Origin of the sequence: Streptomyces mayonensis, from assembly GCF_018982965.1 — a bacterium.
GTDB classification, from domain to species: Bacteria; Actinomycetota; Actinomycetes; order Streptomycetales; family Streptomycetaceae; genus Streptomyces; species Streptomyces mayonensis.
In genome coordinates, this window is sequence record NZ_JACBYP010000012.1 from 1 (window position 1) to 17364 (window position 17364).

15 protein-coding genes and 2 pseudogenes are annotated in these 17364 nt (G+C 71.7%); 6 read left to right on the top strand and 11 right to left on the bottom strand.

The window, feature by feature from the left end; translation table 11 throughout:
- Positions 1-296: 296 nt before the first annotated feature.
- A complete protein-coding gene (locus HZS56_RS06690; protein ID WP_253913840.1) occupies positions 297-1256 on the top strand; it encodes a hypothetical protein in 960 nt (319 codons plus the stop codon).
- 192 nt (positions 1257-1448) lie between these two features.
- On the opposite strand, the gene groL is transcribed toward HZS56_RS06690, so the two are convergent.
- From groL to HZS56_RS06710, 4 genes are all read right to left on the bottom strand, one after another.
- Positions 1449-3074, bottom strand: coding sequence for a chaperonin GroEL (gene groL / locus HZS56_RS06695; RefSeq protein ID WP_216719778.1), 1626 nt, complete (start codon positions 3072-3074; stop codon positions 1449-1451).
- A 120-nt stretch (positions 3075-3194) separates the two neighbouring features.
- Entirely contained in the window at positions 3195-3503 is a 309-nt protein-coding gene (gene groES / locus HZS56_RS06700; RefSeq protein ID WP_019329594.1) for a co-chaperone GroES, read from the bottom strand.
- A gap of 222 nt (positions 3504-3725) precedes the next feature.
- Positions 3726-4466 (bottom strand): polysaccharide deacetylase family protein, encoded by a 741-nt coding sequence (locus tag HZS56_RS06705; protein WP_216719779.1) that lies wholly within the window; start codon positions 4464-4466, stop codon positions 3726-3728.
- Complete coding sequence (locus HZS56_RS06710; protein ID WP_253913841.1) at positions 4463-5437, bottom strand: polysaccharide deacetylase family protein; 975 nt, start codon at positions 5435-5437, stop codon at positions 4463-4465. Before HZS56_RS06710 ends, HZS56_RS06705 begins: the two co-directional genes overlap by 4 nt.
- A 90-nt stretch (positions 5438-5527) precedes the next feature.
- On the opposite strand from HZS56_RS06710, the gene HZS56_RS06715 reads away from it, so the two are divergent.
- The 4 genes and pseudogenes from HZS56_RS06715 to HZS56_RS06730 form a co-directional block, all read left to right on the top strand.
- Positions 5528-6700 (top strand): class I SAM-dependent methyltransferase, encoded by a 1173-nt coding sequence (locus HZS56_RS06715; RefSeq protein ID WP_216719780.1) that lies wholly within the window; start codon positions 5528-5530, stop codon positions 6698-6700.
- 143 nt (positions 6701-6843) lie between these two features.
- Positions 6844-7278 (top strand): transposase, encoded by a 435-nt coding sequence (locus HZS56_RS06720; protein ID WP_253913849.1) that lies wholly within the window; start codon positions 6844-6846, stop codon positions 7276-7278.
- 40 nt (positions 7279-7318) lie between these two features.
- Positions 7319-7792 (top strand): transposase, encoded by a 474-nt coding sequence (locus HZS56_RS06725; RefSeq protein ID WP_216719782.1) that lies wholly within the window; start codon positions 7319-7321, stop codon positions 7790-7792.
- 14 nt (positions 7793-7806) lie between these two features.
- Positions 7807-8539 (top strand): annotated as a pseudogene (locus tag HZS56_RS06730) (imine reductase family protein); the annotation flags it as partial.
- A gap of 106 nt (positions 8540-8645) precedes the next feature.
- Here the strand turns inward: HZS56_RS06730 and HZS56_RS06735 are convergent.
- The 3 genes from HZS56_RS06735 to HZS56_RS06745 are packed head-to-tail and all read right to left on the bottom strand — an operon-like array spanning position 8646 to position 12339.
- On the bottom strand, positions 8646-10001 hold the full coding sequence (locus HZS56_RS06735) for a serine/threonine-protein kinase (RefSeq protein ID WP_216719783.1): 1356 nt from the start codon (positions 9999-10001) through the stop codon (positions 8646-8648).
- Positions 9998-11887, bottom strand: a complete 1890-nt coding sequence (locus tag HZS56_RS06740; RefSeq protein ID WP_216719784.1) for a caspase, EACC1-associated type — start codon at positions 11885-11887, stop codon at positions 9998-10000. Before HZS56_RS06740 ends, HZS56_RS06735 begins: the two co-directional genes overlap by 4 nt.
- A gap of 38 nt (positions 11888-11925) precedes the next feature.
- A complete protein-coding gene (locus HZS56_RS06745) occupies positions 11926-12339 on the bottom strand; it encodes an effector-associated constant component EACC1 (protein WP_216719785.1) in 414 nt (137 codons plus the stop codon).
- A gap of 414 nt (positions 12340-12753) precedes the next feature.
- Here HZS56_RS06745 and HZS56_RS38025 point away from each other — a divergent pair.
- Positions 12754-13074, top strand: a pseudogene (locus tag HZS56_RS38025) (transposase); the annotation flags it as partial.
- An 8-nt stretch (positions 13075-13082) separates the two neighbouring features.
- Here the strand turns inward: HZS56_RS38025 and HZS56_RS06750 are convergent.
- The 4 genes from HZS56_RS06750 to HZS56_RS06765 all read right to left on the bottom strand — a co-directional run bounded on the left by HZS56_RS06750 (position 13083) and on the right by HZS56_RS06765 (position 17314).
- A complete protein-coding gene (locus HZS56_RS06750) occupies positions 13083-14342 on the bottom strand; it encodes an RNA polymerase sigma factor (protein ID WP_216719786.1) in 1260 nt (419 codons plus the stop codon).
- A 166-nt stretch (positions 14343-14508) separates the two neighbouring features.
- Positions 14509-14865, bottom strand: a complete 357-nt coding sequence (locus HZS56_RS06755) for a YciI family protein (protein ID WP_216719787.1) — start codon at positions 14863-14865, stop codon at positions 14509-14511.
- Between the two features lie 111 nt (positions 14866-14976).
- On the bottom strand, positions 14977-16014 hold the full coding sequence (locus tag HZS56_RS06760) for an LCP family protein (protein WP_216719788.1): 1038 nt from the start codon (positions 16012-16014) through the stop codon (positions 14977-14979).
- A gap of 238 nt (positions 16015-16252) precedes the next feature.
- A complete protein-coding gene (locus HZS56_RS06765) occupies positions 16253-17314 on the bottom strand; it encodes a LacI family DNA-binding transcriptional regulator (RefSeq protein WP_216719789.1) in 1062 nt (353 codons plus the stop codon).
- Positions 17315-17364: the final 50 nt, after the last annotated feature.

Genomic DNA, 17364 nt, shown 5'->3' on the forward strand with positions numbered 1-17364 from the left:
GGACGGGCCGGGGGGCGGCGGGCGGGGGCGGAACGGCGGTGATCTTCTCCGACGCTCCCGGGAGCGAGCCGCCGACGACGGCGACGGCACGGCCTGGTGCCTCCGGTGCTTCCGGTCCCTCAGGTGCCTCGGGCGCCTCCGGTTCCTCGGGCGCCTCAGGCGCTTCGGATGCCTCAGGCGTTTCGGATGCCTCAGGTGCGGGGCAGTCTGCGTCCGTCCCGCGCGCTCGGCCCGCCCCGCGTCCCCGGCCGGGCGGTGTCCCTGCCCGGGCACCCGGTGGGAGGCGGTGGGCGAAGGTGGCGCAGCGGATCGTGCCGGACGACCTCCAGCCGGACGTGCTGCGCCTGGAGCTGACGGAACTCGGGGACGCGTTCCGCGCCTACCAGCGGCGGCCCGAGCCGGATCTCGCGGTCCTCGCCGAACTCCACGACCGAAAGGCCCGCGCCTTCGCCCTGTGGGCCAACGTCACCGGCGACGCGTCCCTGCGGGAGGAGGCGGACCGGGCCGCGGCGGCCGCGCACACCACCCGTGAGATGAACGCCAACCGGCTGGGCGTCCCGTTGGACGGCGAGGGGCCGGTGATCGAGCGGCTGCTGACCCGGAGTCAGGGCGTCCATGCCCGCAACGTGCTGGCGCATCTCGGGGACGGCTCCCCGCTCCCCGAGGCCGAGGCGCGGCTCGCGGTACTCATGCTCACCCTGCGGGCCGCGCGCACCGGTATCGGGAACGTCACCGGGCAGGACCTCGGCGGCTGGCTGCAGGGCGACGCCGAGCGGGTGCTCCAGCGACTGGTCGACGTGGGCTGGCTGCGGCTGCCGGAGGACGTCACCGCGGAGGACGCGCTGATGTCCCGGCCCGAGGAGCCCACCCAGGTCACCGTGCCCACGCTGCTGCCCGGCGCGCCCCGCCCGTTCTCCTTCGGCAAGGTCACCCGTGCGCGGCTGTCGGGGTGGGCGCAGAGGGTGGTGGGCGACCGGAAGCTCCGGAAGAAGAAGGCCGGTGCCGGCGCGCGACTCCTCGCCGTGTACACCGCAGCTCACAGCCGTCCCGACGGGCGTCTGGGAGGCGCCGGCGAGGACGCCGGGCTCGCACTGGACGCGGTCGCCTCGTTCTGCGCCGTGCGGACGGAGGACGTCGCCGGGCAGGCCGGGCTGCTGGTCGCCGCGGGCTGGCTCGCGGAGGAGGCCGACACCGGCGGGGGGCGGCTGCGGGGGCGGCTCGCCGAGCGGGTGCTGCCGCTGAGCGGGCTGCTGTGACGGCTCCTCGGTGATGCGCTGCGGCCGCGCGGCCGCAGCGGCGGTGTCCGCCTGCCTCGCCGGGTGGCGGGCAGCGGCTGGGGGCGATGCCTCACCGACTGGAACGGACCCGCGTACCAAGAAACGGTGCCCGGCACCCCCGCAGGGGCACCGGGCACCGCTTACTCGGCTCGGTTCAGCTCAGCGCAGCGCTCAGTGGGCGTGGCCGTGGCCGTGGCCCGCGGCGGCCGGCTCTTCCTCCTCCTGCTTCTCGACGACCAGGGTCTCGGTCGTCAGCAGGAGGGAGGCGATGGAGGCGGCGTTCTCCAGGGCGGAGCGGGTGACCTTGACCGGGTCGATGACGCCGGCCTTGACCAGGTCGCCGTACTCGCCGGTGGCGGCGTTGAAGCCCTGGCCCTTGTCGAGCTCGGCGACCTTGGAGGTGATGACGTAACCCTCCAGGCCGGCGTTCTCGGCGATCCAGCGCAGCGGCTCGACGGCGGCGCGGCGGACGACCGCCACACCGGTGGCCTCGTCGCCGGACTTGCCGAGGTTGCCCTCGAGCACCTTGACGGCGTGGACCAGTGCGGAGCCACCACCGGAGACGATGCCCTCCTCGACCGCGGCGCGGGTCGCGGAGATGGCGTCCTCCAGACGGTGCTTGCGCTCCTTCAGCTCCACCTCGGTGGCGGCGCCGACCTTGATCACGCACACGCCGCCGGCCAGCTTCGCGAGGCGCTCCTGGAGCTTCTCGCGGTCCCAGTCGGAGTCCGTGGACTCGATCTCGGCCTTGATCTGGGCGATGCGGCCGTCGACCTCGTCGCGCTTGCCGGCACCGTCGACGATCGTGGTGTCGTCCTTGGTGACGGTGACGCGGCGGGCGGTGCCGAGCACCTCGAGACCGACCTGGTCGAGCTTGAGGCCGACCTCCTCGGAGATGACCGTGGCGCCGGTGAGGACCGCCATGTCCTGCAGCATCGCCTTGCGGCGGTCGCCGAAGCCGGGGGCCTTGACGGCCACGGCGTTGAAGGTGCCGCGGATCTTGTTGACGACGAGGGTGGAGAGCGCCTCGCCCTCCAGGTCCTCGGCGATGATCAGCAGCGGCTTGGAGGCGTTGGCCTGGATGACCTTCTCCAGCAGCGGCAGCAGGTCCGCGATGGAGGAGATCTTGCCCTGGTTGATCAGGATGTACGGGTCGTCCAGGACGGCTTCCATGCGCTCCTGGTCCGTCACGAAGTACGGCGACAGGTAGCCCTTGTCGAAGGCCATGCCCTCGGTGAAGTCCAGTTCGAGACCGAAGGTGTTGGACTCCTCGACGGTGATGACACCGTCCTTGCCGACCTTGTCCATCGCCTCGGCGATCAGCTCGCCGACCTGCTGGTCCTGGGCGGACAGCGCGGCCACGGCGGCGATGTCGGACTTCTCGTCGATCGGGCGCGCGGTGGCCAGGAGGTCCTCCGACACGGCGGCGACGGCCGCGTCGATGCCCTTCTTCAGCAGCGCCGGGGAAGCACCGGCGGCGACGTTCTTCAGGCCCTCGCGCACCAGCGCCTGGGCGAGCACGGTGGCGGTGGTGGTGCCGTCACCCGCGATGTCGTTGGTCTTGGTCGCCACCTCCTTCACCAGCTGGGCGCCGAGGTTCTCGTACGGGTCCTCGACCTCGACCTCGCGGGCGATGGTGACGCCGTCGTTGGTGATGGTCGGGGCGCCGAACTTCTTGTCGATGACGACGTTGCGGCCCTTGGGACCGATCGTCACCTTCACCGTGTCGGCGAGCTTGTTGACGCCGCGCTCGAGGGCGCGACGGGCGTCCTCGTCGAACTTCAGGATCTTCGCCATGGGAGCGTGAGCCCTCTTCCGGAAATCTTGGGGTTATACGGCAACTGCGCCCCGGGCGCCCGGCTTCTGTTGGTCGCGGGGGCCAGGGGCGCAGCTGAAAAGCAAGGTGCTTCGGGTGAACTACTTCTCGACGATCGCGAGCACGTCGCGGGCCGAGAGGACGAGGTACTCCTCGCCGTTGTACTTCACCTCGGTGCCGCCGTACTTGCTGTAGAGCACGACGTCGCCGACGCTGACGTCGAGCGGAAGACGGTTGCCGTCCTCGAAGCGGCCCGGGCCCACGGCCAGGACGACGCCCTCCTGGGGCTTCTCCTTGGCGGTGTCCGGAATGACCAGGCCCGAAGCCGTGGTCTGCTCGGCGTCGAGCGGCTGGACCACGATGCGGTCCTCGAGCGGCTTGATGGCAACCTTGGAGCTGGCGGTCGTCACGATCCGACCTCCCCCTTCGGAGATCTCACGGGGTTAACTGTCTGAGGTGGCGACCAGGTCGATCCGTCGTCGCGGGTGCCGGACCTGCCCGTCGCTTTGTTGGCACTCTCCGGTGGGGAGTGCCAGAGCCGAGACTATGACCGCGATTAGCACTCGGTCAAGCGGAGTGCCAATGCCGGCGGCGCGTCGGTGGGGTTTGGGGGTGAACGCCCGCCTGTCTCGCTACAAGTAGTCCTCGAGGTTGCCGACCCGCAGCCCCTGCTCCTCGATCGTGTCCAGCAGACGTTCCGTGCGGGACGTCAGGTTCGCGGCCGTCGGGTGGTCCGGGTCGACGGCCACGATGTCGCCGGGGCGGAGGCGGTGGTCGCCCCGGGTGTAGGTGAGGGTTCCGCCGGCGTCGAGGGCGGCGCGCCACAGGACCAGGGCCGTGATGCCGCAGTCCGCGGCGGCGCGCAGGGTCGTGGTGTCGTACGTGCCGTGCGGCGGGCGGAAGAGGTGGGCGCGGACGCCGAACCGGGTCCTGAGCTTGGTCTGCTGGCCGCAGATCTCGGCGCGCTGTCCCGCGTAGGGCAGGCCGCGCAGGACGCGGTGGTCGAGGGTGTGGTTCTGCAGGCTCGCGCCGACCGAGCGCAGCCGGGCGAAGTCGCCGTAGCCCGGCCCGGCGACGGTGTCGGTGAGGAAGAGGGTGACCGGGAGCCGCCGTTCGCGGATCAGGCGGGTGAAGGCGGGGTCGCGCTCCGCGCTGTCGTCGTAGGTGAGGAAGACGACCCGGTCGGTGGTGCGGACGTGGTCCACGACGGGCGGCAGGTTCTGGCCCCGGTCGCCGCCCTGGGCGGGTTCCCCGGCCGCCGCCGCATGCCGGGCGGTGGCGGCGGGCCGGTCGCAGCCGGCGAGCGGGAGCAGGAGCAGGAGCAGGAGGGCGGCCAGGGCGGCGGCGGGCGGCCGGAACCGCCCCCGCCTCACAGGTAGTCCTCCAGGCGGGCCACCGCGTACCCGTCGGCGGTGATCCGGTCCAGGAAGCGGCGGACCATGTCGGTCATCGTGCCGTCCCAGTCGTCCTTGCCCCGGAAGTGGGTGAGGACGATGTCGCCGGGGTGCAGGTCCTGGTCCCACTCGCGGTACTCCCAGTGGTCGACGTACACCTCCTCGCTCCAGATCGGCGCGTACTTGATGCCGCAGGACTTGGCGGCGCGCAGGGTGTCGCGGTTGTAGTTCCCGAAGGGCGGGCGGAAGAGGACGGGGCGCTTGCCGTAGTGCTTCTCCATCACGTCCTGCATGCCGCAGATCTCCCGCTTCTGCTCGTCGTACGAGAGCGCCGGGAGGTAGGGGTGGCTGAGGGTGTGGTTGTTGAGGGTGATGCCGCGGGCCTGCATCTTCTTGAAGTAGCCGTAGTCGTCCTTGATCTCCTCGTCGGTGAGGAAGACGGTGTACGGGATCTTCAGCTCGCTCATCATCTTCAGGAACGCCGGGTCCTTCTCGGCCCCGTCGTCGATGGTGAGGAAGACGACCTTCTCCTTGGTGGGGACCGTGGTGAAGACCGGCGGGAGGCCGTCCGTCTCCTGGCCGTCGACCTCGAAGCCCTCGCGCGCCTTGATCTGCGGCTTCTTCGCGGGGGGTGCGGGCGCCGTCAACGGGACCTTCTTGAGGTCCCAGCGCTTGGCGGCGGCGGTGAGGGCGGCGCGGGCCGCGCGCTGCTCGGCCGCGTAGCCGTCGCGGGCACGGGCCGGGGGCGCCTGCTGGCCGGAGGCGCCGCGCACCCCGGCGGTGTCGTCCTGCGCACAGCCGGCGGCGAGTGCGGCGACCGTGAGGACGGCGGTGGCGGTTGCCGCGCGTCTGCGGAGCGTTCTGCGACGCGCCCTGCGCAGTGCGGGACGGGAGGCCCGGGGCACGCGACGCGACGCCCGACTTTTGTCATTTTGTACGACTGCTCGCATGGTGCGGGATCCTCGCAGTCCCCGGCCGCCGAAGCTCCTCCGACACCGCGCCGGGGGCGCACCATCCACCGACTGGCCCACAATGACCCGGTGAACGACCTCGACTTCCTTCTCACTCCCGAAGGCCGCGCACTCCTCGACGAGGTGCGCGACACCGACCCCGCGCAGGAGTTGGCGGTCGCCACCCGGCTGCGGCGCACCCACCCCGCCCCTCTGGTGTCGGCGGCGCTCGGCCAGGCGCGGCTGCGGCAGCGGGCGGTGGCGAAGTTCGGGACCGAGGACGCCGGGCGGATGTTCTTCACCCCCAACGGGGTCGAGCAGTCGACGCGGGCCGCTGTGGCGGCGTACCGCGCCGGGCGGTTCGCGGAGCTGGGCGTGGCCTCCGTCGCCGACCTGTGCTGCGGAATCGGGGGCGACGCGATCGCGCTGGCCCGCGCCGGGATCCGGGTGCTCGCCGTCGACCGGGACCCGGTCACCGCGGCGGCGGCCCGAGCCAACGCCGTCGCGCTGGGGCTGGGCGACCTGATCGAGGTGCGCGAGGCGGATGTGGCGGAGGTGGACACGGGGGCGTACGACGCGGTGTTCGTGGATCCGGCACGGCGGGGCGGGCGAGGCCGCATCTTCGATCCCGAGGCGTACTCGCCTCCGCTGTCCTGGGCCGTCGGGGCGGCCCGTGCGGCCTCGCGTGCCGCCGCGCTGAAGGTCGCGCCCGGGATCCCGCACGAGGCGGTGCCCGAGGGCGCCGAGGCCGAGTGGATCTCCGACGGCGGGGACGTCAAGGAGGCCGTGCTGTGGTTCGGGGCGGGGGCCGCCGAAGGGGCGGTGCGGGCCACGCTGCTGCCCGGGCCCCGCTCCCTGCCCGGCACCGGCCTGCCCGACCCTCAGGTGCGCACGCCCGGCCGGTACCTGTACGAACCGGACGGCGCCGTCATCCGCGCCCACCTGGTCGCCGAGGTCGCCGAGCAGGTCGGCGGCGGGCTGCTCGACGCGACGATCGCGTATGTCACCGGGGACGATCTGCTGGCGACGCCGTACGCCACGGCGTACGAGATCACCGACCGGATGCCCTTCAACGTCAAGAAGCTCAAGGCGCTGCTGCGCGAGCGCGGCGTCGGGACGCTGACCGTGAAGAAGCGGGGCTCGGCGGTGGAGCCGGAGGAACTGCGCAGGAAGGTCAGACCGCAGGGGCCGAACGCGGCGACCGTGTTCCTGACCCGCGTCGCGGGGGCCCCGACGATGCTGATCGGGCACCCCGCGCGCTAACGAGTCGGCGTGATACCGGGTGAGGCGTGCTGGTCCGTTGAAGGACCGCTGGTTCAGGCTTGAGCGGTGCGGTCGGAGACGAGGCCGGCGATGGCGCGGTAGGTGTCGGCCAGGCGGTCGCGGCGACGGGTTCAGCGCCTCAGTTGCTTCCGGCGTTTGTTGGAGACCTGGCGGATGCGCGGTGGTCACGGCTGGAGCGACTGCTGCCCCGTGGGAAGAAGCCGGGGCAGCCGTCGATTTGGAACAGGCGGCAGCTGATCGGCGGCATACGGTGGCGTGCCCGCACCGGGGCGCCCTGGCGGGACGGGCCCGAGCGATACGGCTCGTGGGACCGGGTGTACGACCTGTTCCGGCGATGGCAGCGCAGCGGGGCAGGGAAGCGGATCCCGGAACAGCTCCAAACCGAGGCCGGCGCGAAGGCGCTGATCACCTGGGACGTCAGCGTGGACTCCACCGTTTGCCGCGCCCAACAGCATGCCGCGGGCGCCCGCAAAGCGGGGACCTCCGGAAAGAGCCTCCCGGCGGCATCGGCACCGAGCCGGACGAACACGGCCTCGAGCTGTCCCGCGGCGGGCTGACCACGAAGAGTCACTTCGCCAATAAACAGGGGCAAACCCCATGTCCCTGATCACCACGGCGGGACACCGGCACGACAGTCCGCAGTTCCCACCGGTGCTCAAGAAAATGTCGGTCCCCCGCGCCGGTCAGGGCCGGCCCCGCGCCGGGCCGGACAGGGTCCGCACCGACAAAGCCTACGGCTCCCACGCCAACCGCTCCTGCCTCCGCGCACGCAGGATCGGCTGCACCGTCCCCGAGAAGGCCGGCCAGGTCCGCAACCGCACCCAGCGCGGCCCCCACGGCGGACGGCCACCGAAGTTCGACGAGAGCGACTACAAAAGGCGCCATGCCGCGGAGTGCGGCATCAACCGGCTGAAACGCCACCGAGCGGTGGGTGAGGTCGACTCGGGGCGCCCTGCTGGTGTTTCCAACAGTGGGTTTCCCCGAGCCGCCTCCCGAACCCGGCGTGCCCGTCTCCGGGCACCGGGCTCTCCACAAATCCCGTTCCAGGATGTTCAGTTCCTCATGCCGTAGTGGGCCACGGAGCCGGGGCAAGGGTCGCGGACAGCGCCGCCGAGGCAGTCGCCGCGAACCCCCTGATCGTCGTCTGCCTGTGGGACGACGCCTCGGTCGGCGAGGTGCTGGCCGGCGCCGACCTGGCCGGCCTGGACCTGGTCAGCCTGACCACCAGCGCCCCTGTCCAGGCCCGCGCCCGCGCTGAGTGGGCCCGCTGAGCGCAGCGCCCGCTACCTGGACGGCGGGATCATGGCTCTCCCTCCGATATTCGGTGTCCCGTCAGCCGGCGGCTACGTCTTCTGCAACGGCTCGCGGGAGCTGTTCGAGCGGCACCAGGAGACCCTGGCCGTCCCGGTCGGCACCACCTACGTTGGCGAGGACGCGGGCTTCGCGGCCCTGCACGACGTGGCCCTGCCCAGCGCCATGTACGGGATGTTCGCCCGGGCGGCGCACGCTTTCGCCCTGATCCGCAAGGAGGACATCGACCCCGCGGCGCTTGCCCCGCTGCTCACCGACTGGCTCGTCGCGATGGCCCCGTCCGTCCACCAGAGTGCTGACCGGCTGCGCAGCGGCGACTACGCCAAGGGGGTCGGCTCCAGCCTCGGGATACAGGTGGCCGGCACACCGACCTTCCTGAGCACCGCCGAGCAGCAGGGTGTCAGCCCGGAACTGCTCAGGCCCTACTTCGAACTGATGCGCCGCCGCCTGGCCGAGGGTAGCGGCGAGGAGGATCTGCCGGGCGTGATCGACCTGCTGGTGCACTGACCAGCCACCTGCCGTCACAGCAGCGACCGTGCTGGTCACACCCCTCAACGAGACGCTGTCCAGCACTTTCACAACACGCCCCAGTTCGGGGAGACAGCCGTGGAGATCACTTCCGGACCTTCCCGCGAAAAGCCGGAACCCAGCGGAACCAGCCGCGACGCGGGATTCGCGGCAGCGGTGGTGTGTCGGCGGATAGAAGGGCCATGTGAGTGCGCACGGACATCTCGTCCATAGGGCCGGACTCGGGTTCATCGGGGTCCGCGGTGCCGGGGGCATACGGCGGACCGCTGCTTGGAGGCGGGCCAAAGGCCCCAAGGGACGGTGGCGCAGGCAGGATGGGCGGTGAGGGGGGCTGGGCATTGCCGTTGAGTACCACGGTGCTGCGGTCCGTCGGCTGTGACTCGTCGAGTGTCGCAGCATGGGGGGCGGAAAGGGACCTGGTCTCGTCATCGGTGGCGAAGAGGGACCTGGTGTCGTCATCGGTGGGGAGTGGCCAATCCTGCAGCACGGTCTGCGGCGACGACTGGCGCGCTCCATCCCACGCGAGGGCCCTGCCCTCGTGTTCCAAAGTCTGGCGTTGGATGTGTGCGGGCAGCCATTGCCCATGGGCCAGTAGACGGGAGATCCGGTCTGTCTCCGCAGCAGGCAGCGTTTTGATCAACGCGTCGATCGAGGGCCGGTGCTCCGGTTCCTTTCGCAGGCAGGGTTCGACCAGTGCCCCGATTTCCTCGGGGAGCCCCGGGAGGTCGGGGTCCTCGCGGAGGATCCGGAAGACTGTTTCGACCGCGTTCGCGCCCATGAAGGGGCTGACGCCGGTGGCGGCGAAGGCAAGCGTGCACCCCAGCGCGAAGACATCACTGGCGGGCCCCACTTCGGTGACCCCCCGGACCAATTCCGGTGACATGTAGCCTGGCGTTCCCACGGCCACGTTGGTCATGGTGAGCCGGGTGGTGTCGACGGCGGCCGAGATACCGAAGTCGATCACGCGGGGGCCGTCCGCGGCGAGCAGAACGTTCGAGGGTTTCAGGTCGCGGTGGATGACTCCCGCCGAATGGATCGTTTCCAGCGCGCCGAGCAGTCCGAGACACAGCGCCAACACCGTCTGCGTGTCGAACGGCCCAGACGCCTCGACTGCCTCGAGTACCGAGGGCCCCGGGACGTACTCGGTCGCCAGCCACAGATGCTGGTCACGGAGCCCGCTGGATCCCAGAACAGCGGCGCTGAACCTCCCGCTGATCCGCGAAGCCACGTCGAGCTCACGCACGAACCGGCTCCGGAAAAGCTGGTCCTCGGCGAGATGATCGTGCAGCACCTTGACCGCGGCCAGCTGCCCGGTCATCGAGCGGCCCAGATACACCCGGCCCATACCCCCGGAGCCGAGCCGTCCGAGCAGTCGGTAAGGGCCGATCTGTACGGGGTCCGAGGCCCGCAGGGTGTGGTCCGGTCCGGGGGCTGCGGTCATCGAGAACCTCCAGGGGCCCCGGCCCCGTAGAAGATCTCCTTCTTGAGCCGTCGGTCCGCCTTCTTACGCCAGTGCGCCAACAGGACGCGGTTCTCGGCGGTTTCGGGAGCGTTGGGGCCCAGCACGCGGTCCAGGTCCGGCAGGACGGCGTGGAACTGTCGGATCGCGTCACCCACCGCGCCTTGCACTGCCATCCAGTGGGCCAGCCGGGCTCGGCTCACAACCGTGACCCGGTCGTCGGGGCCGAGTACCCAGGCGAGATCGCTCACCAGCAGGGTGAACTGCGCTACCGCTGCCTCGGGTTCGCCCGTCTCGCCGGTCCAGTGGGCGAGGTGGCTGCGGGCGAGCAGGGTCTCACGGTCGTCGGGGCCGAGGACACGGCTCATGTCCGGCACCACGGCGTCGAACAGCTGCCGGGCCTGGTGCCGGCGGCCCGCTGCTCCTGACCACTGGGCCAGTCTCGAGCGGCCGATGAGGGTGTGCTGGTCCTCGGCCCCGAGGGCCCAGGACAGGTCAGGCACGAGGGTGGTGAGCAGCCGCACGGCGGGCTTCGCACTACCGGCTCGTCCCGTCCAGTGCGCCTCATTGAGCCGCCCGGTGAAGGTCTCGCGGTCCTCTGCACCCAGGACGCGAGACAGGTCGGGTACGAGTTCGCCGGTCAGCCGGGCCGCCGCCGCGGGGGCGCCTACCTCCCCGGTCCAACGGGCCAGCCGACCCCGGCCGATGAGAGTCTCGCGGTTGTCGGGGCCAAGGATTCGCGTGAGGTCAGGGACGACGGATGTGGTGAGTCGAAGTGCCTCGTGGTGCTCACCCGTTTCGCCGATCCAGTGGGCGAGTTGGCTCCGGCCAACGAGGGTCGCCTGATGGTATGGCCCCAGCACCCGCGTCATGTCTTTGACGGTGTCGGTGGACAGCCGCAGTGCTTCCGCGGCGTCGCCCTCCCTGCCCGTCCAATAGGCGAGGTTGATGCGACCGATGAGGGTTTCGGGATTGTCCGGGCCAAAGGTCCGGGTGAGATCGGGCACCGCCTCACTGAGCAGCCGGATGGCCTCGGCCGTCTGGCCCTCCTCACCGCGGCGACGGCCGAGGTCCCGGCGTGCCAGCAGCCCATCTCTGTTGCCCGAAGGGCCGGTCACGTTCGGCTCGACGACGGGGCTGCGCCTGCCGCGACGCCTGGGGCGGGTCAGGACCAGGAACTCGGCAGTGTCGGTGCCGCACTGCTGCGGTTCGGGCAGGCCCTTCGCCGGCAGGACACGCTTGAGGTGTCGGAACAGGGCGCCGAGGGTAACCTCGGTCGCCGAGGTGGCGGGGATGCCGTCGCGCAGGGCGAGCAGCAGTTCGCCAGTGAACGCGGTGTGCCGTTCGCCGTCCTGGAAGCGGGCGGGTTCGTTCGCGGCGGCAGATGTCAGGGTGTAGGTGCCGGTGATCTCCATCTGGTCGATGAGCGGCTCGTGCACGTGCGTGGAGGAAAGGCCGCCCCTGATGGCCCGCCCCGAGAAGCAGCAGTCGAGGATCAGCACCCGGTTGCGCGCCGGACTGGCCAGGAATGCTTCGCGGATGCCCTGGAAGGGAAAGGCTGTGAAGGAGGGGGCATCGGCTACGGACTTGGCAAGCCCGAGGTATAGCTCACGCCGCTCGGGGCCGACCATTCCGTGCCCCGCGTAGTAGACGAGGAAGACGTCCTCGGCCTGTCGGGCAGCTTCCAGTAGCGGCAGTCCGATATCCCGCGGGGTGGCCGGGTCTAACACGGCAAGGGTGGTCTCCGCCGAGAAGGCGCCGGGCCGCCCTTCAGTGAGGAGCCGTTGGAGGTCCCGGACGTTGTTGCGTACGGCGGCGACGTTCGGGAGGAGAGGATCTTCCGTGTACGCCGCTGTGCCCAGCAGCACGGCGCGTGAACGACCTGGGTTGGGTGGACGCAGCATGGTCAGCGGTCAGGTGAGGACGCCTCGCCGGAGGCGGAGGAGACGACGCCCCCGGCCGGGTCGGCGTTCGGATGCAGGGCCGCCCGCAGCAGGTCCTCGACCGCGATGAGGTCCTTGGTGTGCTCAACCGTCACTTCCGTGCGCCTGCCGTCGGGGGCAACCACCTTGACGCAGACTGTGCTGCGACGGGGCTGCTGCAGATATACGGAGAGCGCCCTCGCCAGCGCAGTAAGTGCGCCTCCGGCGCCGACCGCGATCACCACGATGTCGGTCCAGCCACCCAGTTCACCGGTGCCGGGCACGGGCGCGTGGGTCCGCACCCGCCCGCGTAGGAGCGTTTCGTCAGTCAGCCAATTGACCAGGTCCGCAAGGGAGTCGGGCCCTTCGGAGCCGTCCACCGCCAACAGGGATCGCATGGCAGACCGCCTCTCCACGTACGTCTGCTCGCATCGAGCCCGCGAGTGGGCCCTCGCACACCGTGCGTCATTGAAGTGTGCCATTTCGGGATCGGAGAGTGGCAGGAAATCGGGAGACCCGGAAACAGTGGTCGGCGCCCCAGTGTTCTCCCCCTGTCTCTGGCGCGCAGAACCAAGGCGTGGCCGAGCTGATTGACGGCCGGCCACCATTCACGGCGAGGACGGTTGCGGCGGAGACGGCGACAACCGCGGCCCGACCAGACACCGCTGGGGGGGGGTGGCGAGAATACGCGCCATGACAGAGCTGCAGCCGAACATCGCCAAGCAGTTCGACCTCGACGTGTGGACCTGCGCCACAAACGGCGCGGGCTACGCCGTCACCCGCCTCTGACGTCGGCGAAGGGGACAGGCAGGCCGCTGATGCGCGGGATACCGCCGATCCGCTCCCGCTTCGGCCCCCGACGCCGCCCCTCCGAACTCCGCGGCGCCAAGGGCTACGGCTAGGGCCACCTGCGCACCTGGCTGCGACGACGCCAGAACGTGGCCCGCATCGCGCGGCGCGGAGTCGAAGCCTCCGACCGACTGGGCAGGCACCGCTGGGTGGCCGAGCGAACGATGTCCTGGCTGAACGGATGCCGACGCCTACACCGCCGCTGCGAACGCAAGCCGGAACGCTTCCTCGCCATCGTCGGTATCGCCCGCACCCTCATCTGCTACCGCCACATCACCGAATGAGATGCCGACTAAAGAGCGTCCGCCTCCCGTGCCCGGTGCAGCAGGAGCGTGCGTTCGCGTGCGTTGCGGGTCAGGGACGCGGCGCGTTCGAACTCCGTGCGGGCCTCGGCCGCGCGGCCCAGGCGGAGCAGGAGGTCGCCGCGGACGCTGGGGAGCAGGTGGTAGCCGCGCAGGGCCGGTTCGGCGGCGAGGGCGTCGACGAGTTCCAGGGCGGGCGCCGGGCCCTCGGCCATCGACACGGCGACCGCGCGGTTGAGCTCGACGACCGGGGACGGGGCGCGCGCCGCGAGCAGGCCGTAGAGCGCGGCGATGCGCGGCCAGTCGGTCTCCTCGTACGCGGGGGCCGTCACGTGGCAGGCGGCGATCGCGGCCTGGAGGACGTACGGGCCCGGGGTGCCGGGGCCGGTGGCGGCGTGGGCGTGGTCGAGGGCGGTGATGCCGCGGGCGATGAGCAGGCGGTTCCAGCGGTGGCGGTTCTGGTCCCGGAGGAGGACGGGCTCGCCGTCGGGGCCGGTGCGGGCCGCGGTGCGGGAGGACTGGAACTCCAGCAGGGCGGTCAGGCCGTGCACCTCGGGTTCCTTCGGCATCAGGGCGGACAGGACGCGGGCCAGGCGCAGGGCGTCCTCGCACAGGGCCGGGCGGAGCCAGTCGTCGCCCGCGGTGGCCGCGTAACCCTCGTTGAAGATCAGGTAGATGACCTCCAGGACGGAGCCGAGGCGGGCCGCGCGGTCCGGTCCGTACGGCACCTCGAAGGCGACGTTCTTCCTGGCCAGGGTGCGTTTGGCGCGCACGATGCGCTGCCCGACCGTGGCTTCGGGTACGAGGCGGGCGCGGGCGATCTCGGGCGTGGTCAGGCCGCCGAGCAGGCGGAGGGTGAGGGCGATGCGGGACTCGGCGGACAGCACCGGGTGGCAGGCGGTGAAGACCAGCCGCAGCAGGTCGTCGTCGATGTCCTCCGGGTCGGCGGGCTCCTCGGGCGGGGGCGCCGCGGCGGGCAGGTCCCGGCCGATCTCCGCGAGCTTGCGGGCATAGGTCTCCCGGCGCCGGATCAGGTCGACGGCGCGGCGGCGGGCGGTGGCCATGAGCCAGGCGCCCGGGTTGTCGGGCACACCGTCCCGGGGCCACTGCTCCAGGGCTGCGACCAGGGCGTCCTGCGTGAGTTCCTCGGCGATGCCGACGTCCCGGACGAGCCGGGCGACGCCGGCGATGACGCGGGGCGACTCCAGCCGGAAGACGGTTTCCAGGGCTGCGGTGGGCTGTGGTTGCACAGCCCACCATGCAACACCCTCGGGCCGCCGGGGCACAGCGGGACTCAGGCCTCCGCCCCGGACATCTGCCACGCCGCCGCCCCGGACACCCGCCGCGCCGCCGCCCAGGACCCGCTCGGCGTGGCCGTCACCGCCGGCGTGGCCCTCGCCCGCGCTCTCCTCGCTCTCATCCCTCCATCAGTTCCCGCACCTCGCAGGTGACCGTCCAGTAGTCCTCGTGCACCTTCAGGAAGCGCTTGGTCCACTCGACGGCCTCGGCCATGTCCTTGGCCTGGAGGAGGGAGTAGCCCCCGACGACCTCCTTGGTCTCGGTGAAGGGCCCGTCGGTGACGGAGATCTGCCCGCCCTCGTAGTGGACGCGGGTGCCCTGGGCGGTCGGGGCCAGCCCGGCCGTGTCGAGCAGGACGCCGGCCTTGGTCATCTCCTCCATCAGCTTCTCCATCCGCTGCACCAGCTCTGGGCTGGGGCCGCCGGAGAGCTCGTCGGACTCCTCGATGCGGATCATGGACAGGTAGCGGGGCATGGTGGCTCCTCGGGACGGTTCGGCGGCCGGGTCGCTCCCGGCCTCTCACCCCTGCGTCGAACGGGCGGCCCGTGGATCGACACCCGGCGCGGAATTTTTTTCCGAGAAGTCTCAGCGCAGCGACTCCCACAGGTCACCGGCGTCCGGCTCGTCGGCGACCACCCGGTTCGGGTCGGCGGGCGCGGGCAGCACCGGCATGGTCAGGGTGCGTACGTCGTCCGCCGTGAGGCCACCGAGGCTGCGGCCGAGGTCGGTCAGCTCGCCCAGCGAGTCCAGGCCGGTGTCGGTGGTGAGGCTTCCGGTGGCCGCGTCGGCAACCTGGTACAGCCGCGCGGGGTCGGTCAGCAGGTCGGTGGTGGAGATCTGCTCCAGCAGGGCCTTGACGAGGGTGTGCTGGAGCTCTATCCGGGCGAGGTCGCTGCCGCCCTGGAGTCCGTAGCGCGTACGGGCCAGCCCGAGGGCCTCGGTGCCGTCGAGGTGGTGGGTCCCGGCGTCCAGGTGCAGGTGGCTCCGGTCGTCGTCGATGTCCACGTCCGTGGTGACCGTGACCCCGCCCAGCGCGTCGACCAGCTTCGCGAAACCGGTGAAGTCGATCTCGACGTAGTGGTCCATGCGGACGCCGGTGAGCGACTCGACGGTCTTCACCGCGCAGACCGGCCCGCCCAGTTCGTAGGCGGTGTTGAACATCGCGCCGCTCGCCTCCCGCGTCGTACCGCCGGACGGCAGCGGGCAGGAGGGCCGGTGGACGAGGGTGTCGCGCGGGATGCTGACGACGGTGGCGGCGGTGCGGCCCGCGTCGAGGTGGACGACCATCGCCGTGTCGGAGCGGGCGCCCCCGCTGTCGCCGCCGCCGAGCTCCTGGTTCTCCTCGCCGCTGCGCGAGTCGGAGCCGAGGACCAGGAGGTTCAGCGCGCCGGTGGGCACCGGGGACGCGGAGGGCGAGTTGGACGGTACGGCGACGGGACGGGCGGGGCGGTCGTCGCCGAGCGCGCCGTCGATGTCGACGCTCGTGATGTTGCCGTTGAGGTGCCAGTAGGCCCAGCCCGCCGCCGCGCACCCGAGCAGCAGGGCTCCGGCCAGGGCCAGACCGGCCGCTCTCAGGCCCTTGGAACGGCTGCTCCGTCCACTCCGCCCACCCCGCGCCGCCATGCGTCAGCCCCCGCCCGTACGTCTCGTCCGCGTCCCCACCCGGATGCCCCGCCAGGAAGAACATAAGTCCGATTTATTGAAACAGGGAACATGCAGGCCGGATTTCTGCGCAAATTCTCAGACTGGGGAGCAGGGACGCCGGGACCCGGGGCGGACGGGGCGGACGACCATGGCGGTCGGGCGGAACGCTCAGGCCGGACGGCCGGGGCGCCCGTGCGGAACGCTCAGGCCCGGACGATCAGGACGCCCCGCGCTCCCGTGGCGGCGCCGTGCTGCTGCGGACCTCCAGGCTGGTGGCCAGCTCCACCCGGGTCGCCGACCGGGAGGCGTCCTCCCGCCCGAGGTCCAGGACCAGCCGCGCCGCCGCCTCGGCCATCTCCATCAGCGGCTGCCGTACGGTCGTCAGCGGCGGCCCCACCCAGCGGGCCACCGGCAGGTCGTCGAAGCCGACCACGCTCAGGTCCTCCGGGATGCGCAGTCCCAGCTCGCGGGCGGCCTCGTACAGCCCGAGCGCCTGGAGGTCGTTGCCGGCGAAGACGGCGGTCGGCCGGTCGGGGCGGCGCAGCAGCTCCAGGCCCCGCCGGTAGCCGGCCTCGTGGTGGAAGTCGCCGGTCACGACCAGGCCGGGGTCGACGGGCAGGCCGGCCGTCTCCAGGGCGGCCCGGTAGCCGTCGACGCGGGCGCGGCTGCACATCATCCGGGTGGGGCCGCTGATCGCGCCGATGCGGGTGTGGCCGAGTTCGACGAGGTGCCGGGTGGCGGCGAGGCCGCCCTGCCAGTTGGTGGCGCCGATGGACGGCACGTCGGCGCCGGGGTCGCCGGCCGGGTCCATGACCACGAAGGGGATGGAACGGCTGGTGAGCAGGGCCCGCTGGGACTCGTCGAGGCCGGACAGGACCAGGATCACGCCGTGCGGACGACGGGCGGCGACCTGGTCGGCCCAGGTCCGGCCCGGCGTGAGGCGGCCGGCGCTCTCGGAGAGCACGACGCTGAGCCCGGTGTCGCGCGCCACGTTCTCCACGCCCCGGATGACCTCCATCGCCCAGGCGCTCTCCAGCTCGTGGAAGACGAGGTCGATCAGGGGCGAGCGGGTCGACTCGGCCCGCCTGCGCCGGTAGCCGTGGGCCCGCAGCAGGTCCTCCACGCGGGCCCGGGTGGACGGGGCGACGTCGGCACGCCCGTTGAGCACCTTCGAAACAGTCGGCGCCGACACACCGGCCTCACGCGCGATCTCGGCGAGGGTCGCGGTCTGCGAGGATCGCTTGTGTGTCCGGGTTTCAGCGGGCTGCGGGGATGTCATGGCGGCGATCGTAACCCCATGGGGCCGCGCGACGAAGGGGCCGGCCATGC

Bases quoted from the DNA above. Each gene is read 5' to 3' on its own strand.
- HZS56_RS06755 (WP_216719787.1), bottom strand. From the start codon at position 14,865: ATGCCCCGCTACCTGTCCATGATCCGCATCGAGGAGTCCGACGAGCTC.
- HZS56_RS06725 (WP_216719782.1), top strand. From the start codon at position 7,319: ATGTCCCTGATCACCACGGCGGGACACCGGCACGACAGTCCGCAGTTC.
- groL (WP_216719778.1), bottom strand. From the start codon at position 3,074: ATGGCGAAGATCCTGAAGTTCGACGAGGACGCCCGTCGCGCCCTCGAG.
- HZS56_RS06710 (WP_253913841.1), bottom strand. From the start codon at position 5,437: ATGCGAGCAGTCGTACAAAATGACAAAAGTCGGGCGTCGCGTCGCGTG.
- HZS56_RS06760 (WP_216719788.1), bottom strand. From the start codon at position 16,014: ATGGCGGCGCGGGGTGGGCGGAGTGGACGGAGCAGCCGTTCCAAGGGC.
- HZS56_RS06765 (WP_216719789.1), bottom strand. From the start codon at position 17,314: ATGACATCCCCGCAGCCCGCTGAAACCCGGACACACAAGCGATCCTCG.
- HZS56_RS06735 (WP_216719783.1), bottom strand. From the start codon at position 10,001: ATGACCGCAGCCCCCGGACCGGACCACACCCTGCGGGCCTCGGACCCC.
- HZS56_RS06745 (WP_216719785.1), bottom strand. From the start codon at position 12,339: ATGCGATCCCTGTTGGCGGTGGACGGCTCCGAAGGGCCCGACTCCCTT.